This window comes from Photorhabdus thracensis (assembly GCF_001010285.1).
Lineage (GTDB): Bacteria > Pseudomonadota > Gammaproteobacteria > Enterobacterales > Enterobacteriaceae > Photorhabdus > Photorhabdus temperata.
Window position 1 is genome coordinate 3,217,578 of the sequence record NZ_CP011104.1, and the last position, 14,192, is coordinate 3,231,769.

A 14,192-nucleotide genomic window follows, 5' to 3' on the forward strand; every position below is an offset into this window, starting at 1 on the left:
GTAAATCATGAGATTATCATTACACGATTTGGTTGAATATGCCCGCAATCACGCTCCTTTCTTTAGGGATCTGTATTGTGATCTGCCCCGCTCTGGCTGGACGTTGACTGATCTACCATTAATCGATCCTGCTGACTATTGGCAGCAGTCGCAACCACTGGAAAACTGGCCGGTATTGACTGGTCCTATCAACGGAGGTCATGTTTTCAAAACCGGTGGCTCGACCAGTGAGGGTAGGTTGTCGGTGTTCAGTTGCAATGAATGGCGTGCTTTTGTGCGCGCATTTGGTCAAGGGTTGGCACAGCAACTACAGCCTGATGACCGCGTTGCCAATCTGTTTTTTGCCGGTGATCTGTATACCAGTCTGTTATTTATTCACGGTGCTTTGTCCTGTTCACCTGTGCCGGTGGTGGAGTTTCCGTTTACCTGTTCAGTTGATGATCGGGCGTTGGCTGACGCGATTGTCAGCCTGAGGATTAACGTTCTCGCCGGGGTGCCGGCACAATTGTTACGTTTTGCCAGTACCTTGCAGCAGATCGGCCAGACCATGCCGGGTATTGAGCGCCTGTTGTACGGTGGCGAAAGCCTGTTTCCAGAGCAGTTGACACTATTGGGTCATGTATTCCCCAATGCACGCATTGGCTCAATTGGTTGTGCCAGTGTTGATGCCGGTCTCATTGGTGCTGCTTCTCCCGATTGTGGTCACGGTGAACATCGCGTTTTTGATACGGATACAATTGTTGAAATCATTGATGAATCCAGTGGTCAGCCGATTACCGCGTCTGGACAAAACGGCATGTTGGTTGTTACCAACCTGCAACGGCGTCTGATGCCGGTTATCCGTTACCCTACTGGCGACCTGGTCTGTTGGTGTGAAGAACCTGGGCGGCCACGTCGCAAGTTCGCTTTCCAGGGGCGGGCGGGCAGTGCTCACCGGGTACGGGTTGGTACGTTATCTCTTTTTCCTGACCATATTGCTCATTTACTGCGACAGCAAGAGGGAATACTGGCTTGGCAGCTATTACTGAGCCGTCAGGATGGTATAGATAAAATAAAACTCTTGTTAGCCAGTAGCTCGTCACCGATGCCGCTTGCGACAGCAGTACATCAGGTGTTGCTGGCGGCGCAACCCGCGATGGCAAAATTATGTTGTCAGGGATTACTGCATGTGGAAGTCACTTACTGCGCCCTGGAAAATATGGTCACGCATCCACGCTCCGGTAAGCTGATGCGGGTGGTTGATAATCGTGGTTATAGTGCTGAAGAGAAGGCAGCATGAGCATAAATCCAGTAACACCATTGATTCGATTATTCCGGGAAGAGGATTCTACCGGTGTCAGTGCTTTGTTTCGGGTTGTTTACGGTGAAGATTATGTTTACCCGGAAGTCTATTTGCCAACCATGCTTGGCTGCTATAACGCGGCAAGACACTGGTATTCTGCTGTTGCGGTACAGGATGGGCAGATGTTGGGACATGCGGCGCTATGGCAGGATAAGCGCTGTTCGTTAAGCGCTGAACTGGCGCTTATCGCGGTGCACCCACAGGCGCGTGGTCAGGGGATTGCTACCGCACTGGGGAGATACTTGTGTGATCAGGCCAGGGAAATGGGGTTAAGCATACTCACTATTAAGCAGGTATCGTCACATAATCACAGCCAGCGTCTGGCTCAAAACCTGGGTTTTCACACCACAGGGTTGTTGCCGGATTATGTCACCTCACCATTTGATCAGACACATCCGGAAAGCATCGTACTGGGTTGCTTGCCTCTGCAAAGCTGGCCCTTTCCTGAGTTACATTGGCCTTCAGATTGGCAAAATTGGCTGAACTCGGTGACTCAAGTGTTTGGTCAAGAGCCTTTACAACCGGAAGAGTCGGTTGATGCCGATATCAGCATGACCAATCATGGACGCCGGTTGGAAGTATGGGTGGAAAAGCAGACAACTGAGCGGGTAAAGGAGGTGGCGGAGTTACCCGCTCATAAACTGGTATATGTGAAACTCCCTGTGGGGGAAGGCACACTCCAGGCTATGGAAATTTTGCAGCAAGCGGGATTTGCCTGTACGGGATTTGTGCCCGGTCATCATCATCGTTGGGAAGCTTTACTGGTTCGGGGGCATAGCAAAAAAGAGCTGACCTTAAGCTGCCAGTTTGCCCACAATCTGCACCAGCAAAGCATGTTTGCCTGTGCAGGAGGGTAACTCTCCTGCAATGATTAGCAAAACTCGTCAGAGCTTGAACAACTTTGCAGATTAATGACAAAGTGTTGGTCTTTTGGTCAGCACTTTGAATGGATATTTATGTAAGTAGCAAAAAACGATCTGACTATTATTCGAGAAAACCTGCTTTACCATCCTGTCAACCCGACATCGTTTCCTAAAAATTATTTGGTATATAAAACTGATGTTGCCATTGGTTTCAAATGTATTCGTGATACTTATGTTTGTTAAAAAATTAAATAAAAATTGTTGCAAATAATGATGAATTACCCGCATCAATCAACCTCATTTCTATAATTTTCGGAATATTCCTATATCTTTTTAAGTTAAATGCATTGCACTATTGATTATCTATTAACCTATAAGTGGTAAGAAGATGATAACCAATTTAGTTAGACCCACTCTTCGTACTGTAAACCAATGGGGAAATCAATTGAATGGCAAAAGGCTATTATCTGCTCGTTGGTGATAAAACGACCTGTGGTGGCGTTATCATCACCGGTGACCAGACCATCACATTTAACGGGCGGGCAACTGCGCGTGAAGGGGATCACGTCACCTGTGGTAAACATTCCGGTACTTACATGATTGCCGGAGGCGTACCCAGCATGTTTAGCATGGGGCGGCGATTAGCGGGCACATTAGATAGTGTCAGCACCTGCCCCTGTCGGGCTGAGGGATCCCCACAAATCGGTGCTAATAAACCAGCACCATATTTCGGTAGACTCTTGTTAAGTGGTTAAGAGCATCATTCAGTGATATTTGTTTTAAAATCAGTGGGGAGTGTCGTAAGACGTTCTCCGCTAACGTCAGATATGAGATGACCCGCCGTGATTTGATACTGTTGGCCTGATATCTCAGATGTAATCCCTTATTCTCCACGTGATAACCAATCAGCCACAGGACGATTGTGCTCAGGGTTGCCAGTAAGCTCAGTACCCGCATTCTACCCGCAGAGCGACTGTGGCTGGCACGAAGACCAAATCCGAAACGCTCACTTTTTTCATCGCGGAAGTTTTGCTCTATCTGCATGCGACGACTGTATAACTTGATGATCTCCCGTGGCTTTAAATCATCTATACTACTGAAAATAAGCCAGGCTTCTTTTGCTGACTGCCGATACTCGTTGTCTGTTTTAGTATACATTGGCCTGCCTTTTGAACGTTTACTTTTCCGCCCTTTAGGTAATTTCTTGTATGTATAAAAATGACCATTAATACGGTTTTTCTTTTCTTTGACCAGCGTTCCCGCCCCCATGTATTTCGGCGTTATTGTTCCGGGACAGTCAGAGATTTTCAGCCATATTTCAGGACTATCTGCTAGGTGAAATTGAACGTTATTCCTGATCCGCCCAATAAAATCCCAGCCTAATGAGGTAATATGTCGAAACCATGGACTCTTAAATCCTGCGTCTGTGACGATGATGACTCTGGCATCGGAAGAGACGGCTTTAGCGAGGGAATCAAGAAACTGATTTTGTATTAAGGTGTTATTTTGTTTTTCCGAGGATACAACCCAACTCAATAACGGAATTGCCCGACCGTCGCAAAGAAGGCTGGCACGAAGCACATGATACTCCTGCGATGGATAACCGCTCCAGTCCACAGCAATAACGCAAAGAGGCAACTGACGAGTTATCATGGCAGTAATATTATTAAAAATCGCAGGAATATCGTTGTGAAGAGCGGTGTTTCCTAACAGGCGATCAACCCTTTTTATCTTGTTTTTGACCTGAGCCTGTCCGGGCAAAAAACGTCCAATACTGGTTAGCGTAAGAGAAGCGCCATTAATCAAAGCCATAGTGGCATCGATTAATGCATTCTGGCGATATTTATGAAACGGTGCTAAGGCATCTTTGAAGAAGTTGTGACATACTTTACGTGCAGGCATAGCAGTGACCTTATTGACTTGGTGGAACAATCAGTAGATCACACAACGCTATGCTTGTCTATTTTCTGGGGATTCCTCAGCCCTGTCGGGCCCGGCTGATCAATTCCGTGATGGACAGCTATGAGAAGCAGGAGGAGGTTGCTGATCGGGCTGTTGCTCCCACTAATATGGCGGCGCAGAATGTTTCTTCGCCTGTGAAGGCGGCGGGAAGCGTTCAGTCTGGTCCACCGCCAGTGACGCAGGCTCCCCCACCGCCGATAGCGGTGTTTACGAAATCCTGCCAGCAGGGCAAAGGCTGTACCGATGCCGGAACTGAGCCTGAACCCGCGAATAACTTTGGCAGAATGGGGATATATCAGGTGCCGTCATCTCCCGCTCCGGTAGCGGCGCAAAAGCCTGAACCGCCTCCCCAGGGCAAGAAACACCTGCCAAAGCCGGATAAACCGCAGGATAAAAAATTACCGTGGTATAAGCGGTGGTTTCGTGGTGGAAAAGAGCAGGCTGAAGCGGCTGCTACGGCAATGGCGGCCACCACCCGCAGCGTGGCAGCGGATGGGGAAGCGCTGGTGATGCGTTACATTGGCGGTGGCGCTGCCAGCTCCGGGCGCTGGCTGGCGGCCCCGAATCCGTTGACGGTCGGGTTAATGGGATTGTTTTATTCACCGAAGCTGAATGAAGGTGAAGAAGATTATTTAAACCGCTATCGCCTGAGTGAGATTGCCGAACAGCTTGGCAAAGCCCCGACGCGTGTGCGTTTCCGCTGGATAAGAGATGAAAAAAGCGGCAGGATGACGGTTCAGGGGTATCACGTCGGCCCGGAAAGTGGTCTGGATAAAGTGCCGGTTCGTATGATGACACTGAATCGGACCACGGGTAACTATGAATTCTGGGAGCCGGGAGAAAATCGGCCAACGATATTATGGACGCCGAACGAACAGGAGTTTCAGGTTCCAGCCCATACCGGGAATGAAGAACGGCCGTTTATTCCGTCGCAAATCACCGTATTGCCAATCCCGGAAAAAGTGGGCAGCGATATTGAATCGTTGCCGATGCCGGAAGAGAAGGATTTCCGCGATTATATTCTGATCTTCCCGATCCCGAATATGCCGCCGGTGTATGTGTATTTGAGTAAACCGCCGGTGAAGTTGTTTGAAGTGGATTTGTATAGAAACTTTGCCGGGCGGTTGAGGAATGGAACACATGCGGATCATATGCCTTCGGCTGCGGCTGTGAAAAAACGGTTGAAGAGATTAAATTCTAAATTAACAGATGCTCAATTGAATCAGCTATCTAAAGATGTTGCCGCAATTATCATTCCGGCTGAGATTCATCAGAAGCTCAGTGCTACCTATGGAGGCCGAAATTCTCCGATTCAAATAGGACAGGATGAAAAGGACTTGAAGGCAGCTGTAAATCGTGATTTTAATGCAATAAAGCCAGCGCTGAAAAACTATGGTGCAACAGAAGAACAGCTTGAAAAAGCTCAAGAGAAGATGCATGAGATTAATCAGAAACAAAGGTTATATGAATAATGGCGATCAACATTGAAGCGTTAATTAATAGTTTAGGTAAAACGTATCAAGAAATTTTTGATGGGGGACTAATTCCCTATAAAACGAAACCAAAAGGTTTTCCTGGTGATGAAGTGATATGTTTGGATATGGTAAGGGAAGGGTTTTTTTTGTCTTTTTATAGGAAAGATAGAAAATTAAAGGAGATTACATTAACTTTAGTTAATGATAAACCTGCTTATTTATTCCCTAGTGAATTGCCATCACCATTAATCCCTAAAATGTCACGTGAATGGATTCATGAACAGTTTGGTGAGCCTGAGAAATCTCATCCTCCCGAGATGGTAATGAGGCGCCAGTTTGGTTGGACAGAATTATATACATTACTTGATTTTCGTATTCCCACAAGTATGCAGATTTCCTATGATCTCACTGAACAGGTTGAATCTCTGACTTTCTTACCCACTTCAGGGGTGCGTTGGTAATTAACAATAGATGAGTAGTTATTTTTGAACGCCAATTCATTTGCGAACAACTTTGGAAGTTAAATCTCAAATGAATTGGCTGAATCAAGAATAGAGGTTATATAAATAATGACTATCAACGTTGAAGCGTTAATTAATAGTTTGGGGAGAACCTATCAGGAGATTTTTGATAAAGGACTAATCCCTTATAAAACCAAACCAACAGGATATCCTGGAGCTTCATTCATTGCTCTGAATATAGCTAAAGAGGGTATGCATTTAGCTTTTAAAAGAGATGGTAAGATTTTATTTGCTGTAGAGCTTTTTCTGCTTGGTCAGAAGAGACCTTTATATCAATTCCCTAATGAATTACCTTCTCCCTTGAAGCCTTTAATGACTAGGGAATGGGTTCATGAGCAGTTTGGTAAGCCTGAAAAGGCTCTTCCTCCGCGAAAATTTCTCAAGAAAGATGTTGGTTGGACGGAACTGTATACGCTACTGGATTTTCGGATACCAACCAGTATGTAGGTTGATTACGATCTGTTGGAGCAAGTGAAGTCAATTGCATTCTTACCAGGGCTAACGCATGATCATTTTTTATCCATAAGATGACGAATTAACCGTACAAAATAAGCCACGCTTTATTCTTGTTGCAATCTTATCTGTTTACCGTTATTTATCCACAACTTCCCGTAATAATGGCCTTATTTATGACTCAGAAAGCCCTGTTTGACTACCTCGAAGCCTTACCTGACCCACGTCAACAAGCAAAATGTTCTCATGTGCTATCTGAGGTCATTTTTATGGCACTTTGTGCCATGATGTGTGGTTTTGATACCTGGTCCGAAATTGCGCTCTTTGCTCAGGAACGCGAAAAATGGTTTAAGCGTTGGTTAACCCTGGCAAATGGGGTTCCCTCACATGACACTTTTAACCGGATTTTTGCCATTATGCCAGCCAGTACCCTGCAATCATTGTTTCAGGAATGGGTGGATCATATTTTGAAAAAGGAAGGTCTTTCAGGGCAACTGGCGGTTGACGGTAAGGCGTTAAGGGCAACAGCAAAAGGTCGGGGAGCTAATCGTATCCATACCGTCAATGTCTGGTCAACTGAACTGGGACTCTGCCTTGGGCAACAAAAAGTGGAGAAAAAATCCAATGAAATAAAAGCCATTCCTGAACTTCTCCAATTATTGGCGCTGGAAGGATGTCTTGTGAGCATTGATGCTGCGGGAACGCAAACAAAAATCGCCGAGATTATTCTGGAAAAATCCGCGGATTATTTGCTGGCAGTCAAAGATAATCAGCCGACACTGGCCGCTGAAGTCAGCGCGCAATTTCACGCTTTTTGGGCGAATACGCCAAAAGATCTTGCCGGCCCCTCTTTCTACGAACAATTTGATAATCAGCATGGTCGCCAGGAACATCGCCGATGCTGGCAATTCCCTGTTGGTGAGCAGATGCCCATTTGTCAGAAATGGAAAGCAAAGACGATAATAGCAGTCCAATCTGAACGGACAGAAAAAGGACGTGGGCATGATTTTGTCCGATTTTATATCAGTAGCCAGCCAATGAATGCGGAGAAAGCCTTGCAAGCAACACGCTCTCACTGGTCGGTGGAGAATCATTTACACTGGTCACTTGATGTTGCGTTTCGAGAGGATAAACTCCAGGCCCGGATAGGATTTGCCGGTGAAAATTTAGCTGTACTCAGAAAATGGATTTTGAATATGCTGAAACAGAATAAATCCCGTAAGTTAAGCATGGAAAATAAACGCAGGCTCTGTTGTTTAAATGATGATTATTTATTCGAATCCTTGAGTTTGTTTATATAATGAGCTTTGATGCGTTAGCCCTGGCATTCTTACCCATCTCAGAAGTACGTTGGTAGTTAATAGAAAGGAGGAAGTTTTTTCTTAAAAGCTTTTTCATCTGCGGTTTGAAGGGGCAAATCGCAGATGAATTGGCTTAACCAAGAATAGGAATTATATAAATAATGGCAGTTAATATTAAAGCGTTAATTAATTGTTTGGGTAAGTCTTATCAGGAAATTTTTGGTGAGGGATTAATTCTTTATAAAACTAAACCAAATGGTTTTCCGGGTGATGAGGTTATTTAATTATAAATGGTAAAGGAGAGGGGGAGCGTTTTATAGTGAGGGGATGAACTTAAAATAAATTACGTTAACCCTATTAAAGCTTTTATATCAAGTACGGATTTAACTCAATAAATGCAAATTTTCAAAAGGAGAGTGAGTTTCATTTAATCGAAAATCATTAACCACTAATAGAGAGTTGAAAAGAAACCTGCACGTAAAAAAATGTTATACGAACAGGTAGGGATTAAAACGCTTTCTCGCCGGTTATTTTACGAAGAAAATCCTAAAAGTAACCCAACAAAAAAGGGATAAAACAGTTAATCTGGCAGGATTTAAACCCTGAAAAAGGAGGGGGATTATATGAAAAAACAGAGTCAGTAAAGATAAAAATGGATATGATCAGCATTCGTTAAAAGTAAAACACGATATCTGATGATGATTAAACTTAATAAAAAACAGACGTTAAAAGGGGTAAAAAAACGGTTAAAACTTTATATCTATTAAAACCATAAGTTTAAAAAATGGATTTTAATAACAGTTTAAATCCTGCCCATTAAATAAACGCAATTTTTCAAAAGGAGAGTGAATTACATTTAATCGAAAATCATTAACCATTAATAGAGAATTGAAAAGAAACCTGCACGTAAAAAAATATTATACGAACAGGTAGGAATTAAAGCGCTTTCTCGCCAGTTATTTTACGAAGAAAACCCTAAAAATAACCTAATAAAAAAGGGGTGAAACAGTTAATCTGGCAGGATTTAAGCCCTGAAAAGGGGTTTATTATCCGAAAAAAACAGAGTCAGTAAAGATAAAAATGGATATGATTAGCATTCGTTAAAAGTAAAACACGATATCCGATGATGATTAAACTTAACAAAAAGCAGACGTTAAAAGGGGTAAAAACAACGGTTAAAACTTTATACCGATTAAAACCATAAGTTTAAAAAATGACTTTTAATAACAGTTTAAATTCTGCCTATCAAGTAAACGCAATTTTTCAAAAGGAGAGTAAATTGCATTTAATTGAAAATCATTAACTATTAATAGAGAATTGAAAAGAAACCCGCATGTAAAAAAATATTATCCGAGAAGATAGGTATTAAATCGCTTTCTCGCCGGTTATTTTATGAAGAAAACTATAAAAATAACCCAATAAAAAAGGGATAAAACGGTTAATGTTGCAGGATTTAAGCCTTGAAAAAAGGGGATGATTATCGGAAAAAACAGAAGTTGCCAATCCCGGAAAAAGTGGGCAGTGATATTGAATCGTTGCCGATGCCGGAAGAAAAGGATTTCCGCGATTATATTCTGACCTTCCCGATTCCGAACATGCCACCGGTGTATGTGTATTTGAGCACCCTGTATAAATATTTTTTCCAGCTTTCTACTTTCAGAGGATAGTGGCTAACAAACCTCTATCCGTGTTTAACAGGTTTTTTGTTCCACGGTACAGCATATTAAAGAAGTAACATTCTTAATCGCATTAGAGTCAATAAAGAAACTCTTATTTATAGCCTTGGCTGTTCAGGTGTAAAATATATTTTTGACTAATTAACTTTTAATTTTACTTTTGATAGACTATATTGCTTAAAAAATAATGGATATATGTCAGTAATCTTTTTCATATTGATGTGAAATACTGTTTTTCCGGAATTGTCACTATCATTCACCAATATTCTGACACATTGGGTATTACTTTATTCAAGGTGTGGTATTGCTAACTATTGTTGATTATTAATTAAATTAATCATAAACATCAGTAAATATATATTTTATAAAGTTATATAAAGGTAAAGTTATTTTATTGTTTGTATTTTATTTTTTTAATGTAAGAAAGTTTTATGATTTATTATATTTTTCCCCACACATTGTTGCTGTATATGATGTCTTTGGAAGGCCAGACGACCTGATGTCCTAATGTGCATGTTTGATCTGGCCCCTCTTACTACATAACGATGGAGATTATTTTTTTGAGCGAAAAAAACTGTTTCTCATGATAAACCTCAATTCAGGAGTTCGTATGAATCAACCCGCCAGCCCCCTGATTTCTCGCATCGAAGAGATCTACAATCTACCCGGTACATTAACTAGCCTTGGTTATGCTTCAGTATTTGATGTAGTACGCATACCGCGTGAGCGTTTTATTCGTGAGCATCGTGCCGCTCTAGGGCGCAGCGCTGAAAAAATGTATGACTTGGCGGTGGGCTATGCTCATCAGGTACGACACCACTTTCGCTACAATCCTCTTAGCCGAGCTGTTCAGGTTAGCTTGAGAAGCCCGTTCTCCGTATCAGGTCCGGATTACGCTAACCAGTTCCTTGATGCAAACACTGGTTGGAAAGATAAAGCGCCAAGTGGGTCACCGGAAGCGAATGATGCGCTGGTGGCCTATCTGACCCATATTTATCAACTGGCTCTTGAGCAGGAAAAGGAGGGTGCCAGCGCTAGCATGAACACGCTGGCAGAGCGTCGCCCTGATCTGGGAGCCTTGTTAATTAATGATAAGGCGGTCAATGAAGTCGTTCCGCAATTGCAGTTGGTCAATGAAATTTTGTCCACAGCTATTCAGAAGAACCTGAATTTGGCTAATTTGGAAGCGGTAAATGCCAAACTGGCGACCACTCGTTACCCGAATAATTTGCCGTACCATTACGGTCATCAGCAGATTCAGACAGCCCAGTCGGTACTGAGCACCACATTGCAGGATATCACTCTGCCACAGACGTTGGATTTGCCGCAAAACTTTTGGGCAACGGCAAAAGGGAAACTCAGCGACGCGACGGCCAGTGTTTTAACACGGCTGCAAATAATGGCTAGCCAACTGGCACCGGAAGAACAGAGAATTATCACTGAGCCAGCGTATTTTGGGCATCACCATCTGGTATTACAGGATATTTATAAGGTTGATGATAATAACTACTATTGGTCTGGGCCGTATATGGCGGAGTCGTTGCAGCCGTATAACCAAGAATATTTATATGCTTTTATCCTTCCTCTACAGACTAGTGTAGTGGAATATGGCGACCGCCCCAAAGCGTTGTACTACAAAAAGTATGAAGGCGGATACAGTCCTCTGCAAATCACACTCAGCAACGGTAGCCAGTCGCAGGTGGTTACGTTGCGCGGTGGTCAGGATAGAAACTGCGGGGGTTATTATTTGGCACCTATAAATAATGACTACCCGAGTGATACGCAAGGTGCACCTTACTCCTGTTATCCCGCCATTAAATACTCGGTAGATGACAACCCGAAATTAGATTTATCCAAGGCTCCTTGGTATGGTCAGTTTACTCTGCGTTTTTTAACCGCAAACGGTAGCTGTAGTCACGACCTGACCTTGTCACTCTGCCTGAGCAGTGATGGCAAAGTACGTTACACCCCTGTTCAAAAAGATTTTTACGGCAATAACTACGGGGATAATTCCCTGAACATAGACAGTTTTACCGCTATGGAAGTACTAACCGCTCGTACCAACCTCACTGTTCCCCAGGTCGAAAACCTGTTGTGCACTACCGCTGCGGGAACTAACGGTTTTACCGTGGTTATCTCTGATAACTTTGTGCTTTCTAACCCTATTTTTCGTAACGGTCATTCCGCGTATCACACTGCCGCAGTACCGTTTTTATACGGTGCCCGCTATATTCATGCCGGTAAGCCTAACGCCACCACTATCAGTAAGGGTGACGATTTATCTCTGACTTTGTCTAATCTGACGGATGATAAGTTGGATCGGATCAACCGGATGGTGCGCCTGCAAAAATGGTTGAACCTGCCGTATGAGGAGGTTGACCTGCTGGTAACTTCAACAATGGATGCCGAAAGTACAAATATTGCGGCGGCAGATGATGCCAACCGTGCCCTACTGATGAACGACAATACGCTGCGTATGTTGGGGGTGTTCAAACATTATCAGGCGAAGTACGGTGTTACCGCCAAACAATTTGCTGGCTGGTTGTGCGTGGTGACTCCGTTTGCCATTGCACCAGCAACACCGTTCTTAGATCAGGTATTTAACTCTTCCGGCACTTTTGATACACCGTTTGTGATAGATAATCAGGATTTTGTCTATATATCGACCACCGGGAGAGATGGGGCGCGTGTTAAGCATATTAGCACTGCACTGGGCCTCAATCATCGTCAGTTCCTGCTATTGGCGGATAATATTGCCCGTCAACAGGGGAATATCACGCAAAGTACACTCAACTGTAATCTGTTTGTGGTGTCAGCTTTCTACCGTCTGGCTAATTTGGCGCGCACATTGGGGATAAATCCAAAGTCTTTCTGTGCCTTGGCGGATCGATTAGATGCAGGTACAGGCATCGTCTGGCAGCAACTGGCAGGAAAACCGACAATCACAGTACCGCAGAAAGATTCTCCGTTGGCGGCGGATATCCTCAGCCTGTTACAAGCATTGAGTGCACTGGCGCAATGGGGACAGCAGCATGATTTGCCATTTAGCACTCAACAATTGCTATTGTCAGATGAGAGCTCATTGGTGCCGCTTGAAGCGGGTAGTTATGGTACTGTTTCTGACCCAGGTCAGATGGAACGTGTCTCCATTGACTGGAAAGATTTGACCTATGACGCTAAGTCCGGTGAGTTGACTCTGACGCAGCAGATAGCATTTCGCGGAGGGAGTAATGCTGCAAGTTATGAGATTTCAGAGTTCCATTATCCTCTGCCATCAGGCTTAAGTTTGAATGGTAAAATGAGTTGGACTGGTGATGCACCAGATGGTGTTACGCTCAATGATGATAATTATGGTACCTCTTCGGATTGGCCTTTCACTTGGTCAAAGACTTGGCTATATCTCGGCACGGCTAACACCTACATTCTGAATATTCCGCTTAAAGGGACTTTTAAAGATCTATCGGTGCTAAATACTTTGATCTCAAAAATCAAAATTCATCCTGCATATCACAATACGATCCTTACTTTCTCCCAGAGTACTATCTTGGGTAATAATTCTGTCTCTATCGCTCAAGGCACTGACGATCAATTGAACTTTATCCGTCAGGTGTGGCAGAACCTGGGCAGTACATTGGTGGATGCAACATTATTATCCCGTAGTGGTGCGCCATTAGTTGATACCAGCGGTCACGCCATTGACTGGTTTGCTCTAAATAGCCCGCTTATCGATAAGGTTGGTCTGGTGACTGATGCTGGCATAGAAAGTGCCATAGCAACGGTGGTCAATATACAAAGCTTGTCTGATGCAGATAAGAAGCTGGCAATGACTACTCTGACGAATACGCTGAATCAAGCGCAGCAAACTCAGCAAGGTGTCGCTGTCAGTCTGTTGGCGCAAACTCTGAACGTGAGTCAGTCACTGCCTGCGTTGTTGTTGCGTTGGTGTGGAAAAAATATCTATCAGTGGTTGAGTGCGACTTGGGCATTGAAGGAGACCGTTAAGACCGCCGCCGATATTCCCGCTGACTATTTGGGCCTATTGCGTGAAGTGGTACGCCGTTCCTTGTTAACCCAACAATTCACGTTGAGTCCAGCGATGGTGCAAACCTTGCTGGACTATCCCTTCTGGTTTGGCGCTTCCGTAGAAACAGTGACCGATATCAATTTGTGGATGCTCTATACCCTGAGCCGTTATAGCGATCTGCTGCTCCAAGTGGGTAAAGCTGGTGGTACCGAAGATGATGTACTGGCCTACCTGCGCGCGGCTAATGTTGCTATGCCGTTGAGTCAATCTGATGCTGCACAAACGTTAGCAACTCTGTTGGGTTGGGAGGCTAATGAGTTGCAAGCCGCTTGGTCAGTATTAGGTGGAATTGCTAAAACCACTCCGCAACTGGATACGCTTCTGCGTTTGCAACAGGCACAGAACCAGACTGGCCTTGGCGTTACACAGCAACAGCAAGGCTATGTTCTGAGCCGTGATAGTAATTATGCCCTTTGGCAAAGCACCGGTCAGGCGTTGGTGGCTGGTGTATCTCATGTCAAGGGTAGTAACTGAGCATGGCAGAAGCTTACTACCTGAGTGGATTTGATTTTTCC

General features: G+C 44.1%; 8 protein-coding genes and 3 pseudogenes. 10 read left to right on the top strand and 1 reads right to left on the bottom strand.

Annotated elements, in window-relative coordinates; genetic code table 11:
• Positions 1–7 precede the first annotated feature (7 nt).
• The 3 genes and pseudogenes from VY86_RS13930 to VY86_RS13940 form a co-directional block, all read left to right on the top strand.
• Positions 8–1,279, top strand: coding sequence for a phenylacetate--CoA ligase family protein (locus tag VY86_RS13930; protein WP_046975385.1), 1,272 nt, complete (start codon positions 8–10; stop codon positions 1,277–1,279).
• On the top strand, positions 1,276–2,199 hold the full coding sequence (locus VY86_RS13935) for a GNAT family N-acetyltransferase (RefSeq protein WP_046975386.1): 924 nt from the start codon (positions 1,276–1,278) through the stop codon (positions 2,197–2,199). The genes VY86_RS13930 and VY86_RS13935 overlap by 4 nt, the downstream gene beginning before the upstream one ends.
• Positions 2,200–2,654: 455 nt before the next feature.
• A pseudogene (locus VY86_RS13940) lies at positions 2,655–2,891 on the top strand (PAAR domain-containing protein); the annotation flags it as partial.
• 22 nt (positions 2,892–2,913) lie between these two features.
• Here the strand turns inward: VY86_RS13940 and VY86_RS13945 are convergent.
• Complete coding sequence (locus VY86_RS13945) at positions 2,914–4,107, bottom strand: IS4 family transposase (protein WP_046975387.1); 1,194 nt, start codon at positions 4,105–4,107, stop codon at positions 2,914–2,916.
• A 50-nt stretch (positions 4,108–4,157) separates the two neighbouring features.
• Between VY86_RS13945 and VY86_RS13950 the strand changes: the two genes are divergently transcribed.
• From VY86_RS13950 to VY86_RS13975, 7 genes and pseudogenes are all read left to right on the top strand, one after another.
• Positions 4,158–5,639: an S-type pyocin domain-containing protein gene (locus VY86_RS13950; protein WP_238591475.1), complete on the top strand. Its 1,482-nt coding sequence runs from the start codon at positions 4,158–4,160 to the stop codon at positions 5,637–5,639.
• Positions 5,639–6,103, top strand: a complete 465-nt coding sequence (locus tag VY86_RS13955) for a DUF6392 family protein (RefSeq protein WP_046975388.1) — start codon at positions 5,639–5,641, stop codon at positions 6,101–6,103. Before VY86_RS13950 ends, VY86_RS13955 begins: the two co-directional genes overlap by 1 nt.
• 108 nt (positions 6,104–6,211) lie before the next feature.
• Positions 6,212–6,610 (top strand): DUF6392 family protein, encoded by a 399-nt coding sequence (locus VY86_RS13960; RefSeq protein ID WP_046976887.1) that lies wholly within the window; start codon positions 6,212–6,214, stop codon positions 6,608–6,610.
• Positions 6,611–6,792: 182 nt separating this feature from the next.
• On the top strand, positions 6,793–7,917 hold the full coding sequence (locus VY86_RS13965; protein WP_046973730.1) for an ISAs1 family transposase: 1,125 nt from the start codon (positions 6,793–6,795) through the stop codon (positions 7,915–7,917).
• A gap of 161 nt (positions 7,918–8,078) precedes the next feature.
• Positions 8,079–8,198: pseudogene (locus tag VY86_RS24180) on the top strand (DUF6392 family protein); the annotation flags it as partial.
• Between the two features lie 1,215 nt (positions 8,199–9,413).
• Positions 9,414–9,584: pseudogene (locus VY86_RS13970) on the top strand (S-type pyocin domain-containing protein); the annotation flags it as partial.
• 619 nt (positions 9,585–10,203) lie between these two features.
• Entirely contained in the window at positions 10,204–14,151 is a 3,948-nt protein-coding gene (locus VY86_RS13975; protein ID WP_046975390.1) for a Tc toxin subunit A, read from the top strand.
• The last annotated feature ends 41 nt before the right edge of the window (positions 14,152–14,192 follow it).

Excerpts from the sequence above, each read along its gene's own strand:
- VY86_RS13930 (WP_046975385.1), top strand. The coding sequence starts at position 8 with ATGAGATTATCATTACACGATTTGGTTGAATATGCCCGCAATCACGCT.
- VY86_RS13935 (WP_046975386.1), top strand. The coding sequence starts at position 1,276 with ATGAGCATAAATCCAGTAACACCATTGATTCGATTATTCCGGGAAGAG.
- VY86_RS13945 (WP_046975387.1), bottom strand. The coding sequence starts at position 4,107 with ATGCCTGCACGTAAAGTATGTCACAACTTCTTCAAAGATGCCTTAGCA.
- VY86_RS13950 (WP_238591475.1), top strand. The coding sequence starts at position 4,158 with ATGCTTGTCTATTTTCTGGGGATTCCTCAGCCCTGTCGGGCCCGGCTG.
- VY86_RS13955 (WP_046975388.1), top strand. The coding sequence starts at position 5,639 with ATGGCGATCAACATTGAAGCGTTAATTAATAGTTTAGGTAAAACGTAT.
- VY86_RS13960 (WP_046976887.1), top strand. The coding sequence starts at position 6,212 with ATGACTATCAACGTTGAAGCGTTAATTAATAGTTTGGGGAGAACCTAT.
- VY86_RS13965 (WP_046973730.1), top strand. The coding sequence starts at position 6,793 with ATGACTCAGAAAGCCCTGTTTGACTACCTCGAAGCCTTACCTGACCCA.
- VY86_RS13975 (WP_046975390.1), top strand. The coding sequence starts at position 10,204 with ATGAATCAACCCGCCAGCCCCCTGATTTCTCGCATCGAAGAGATCTAC.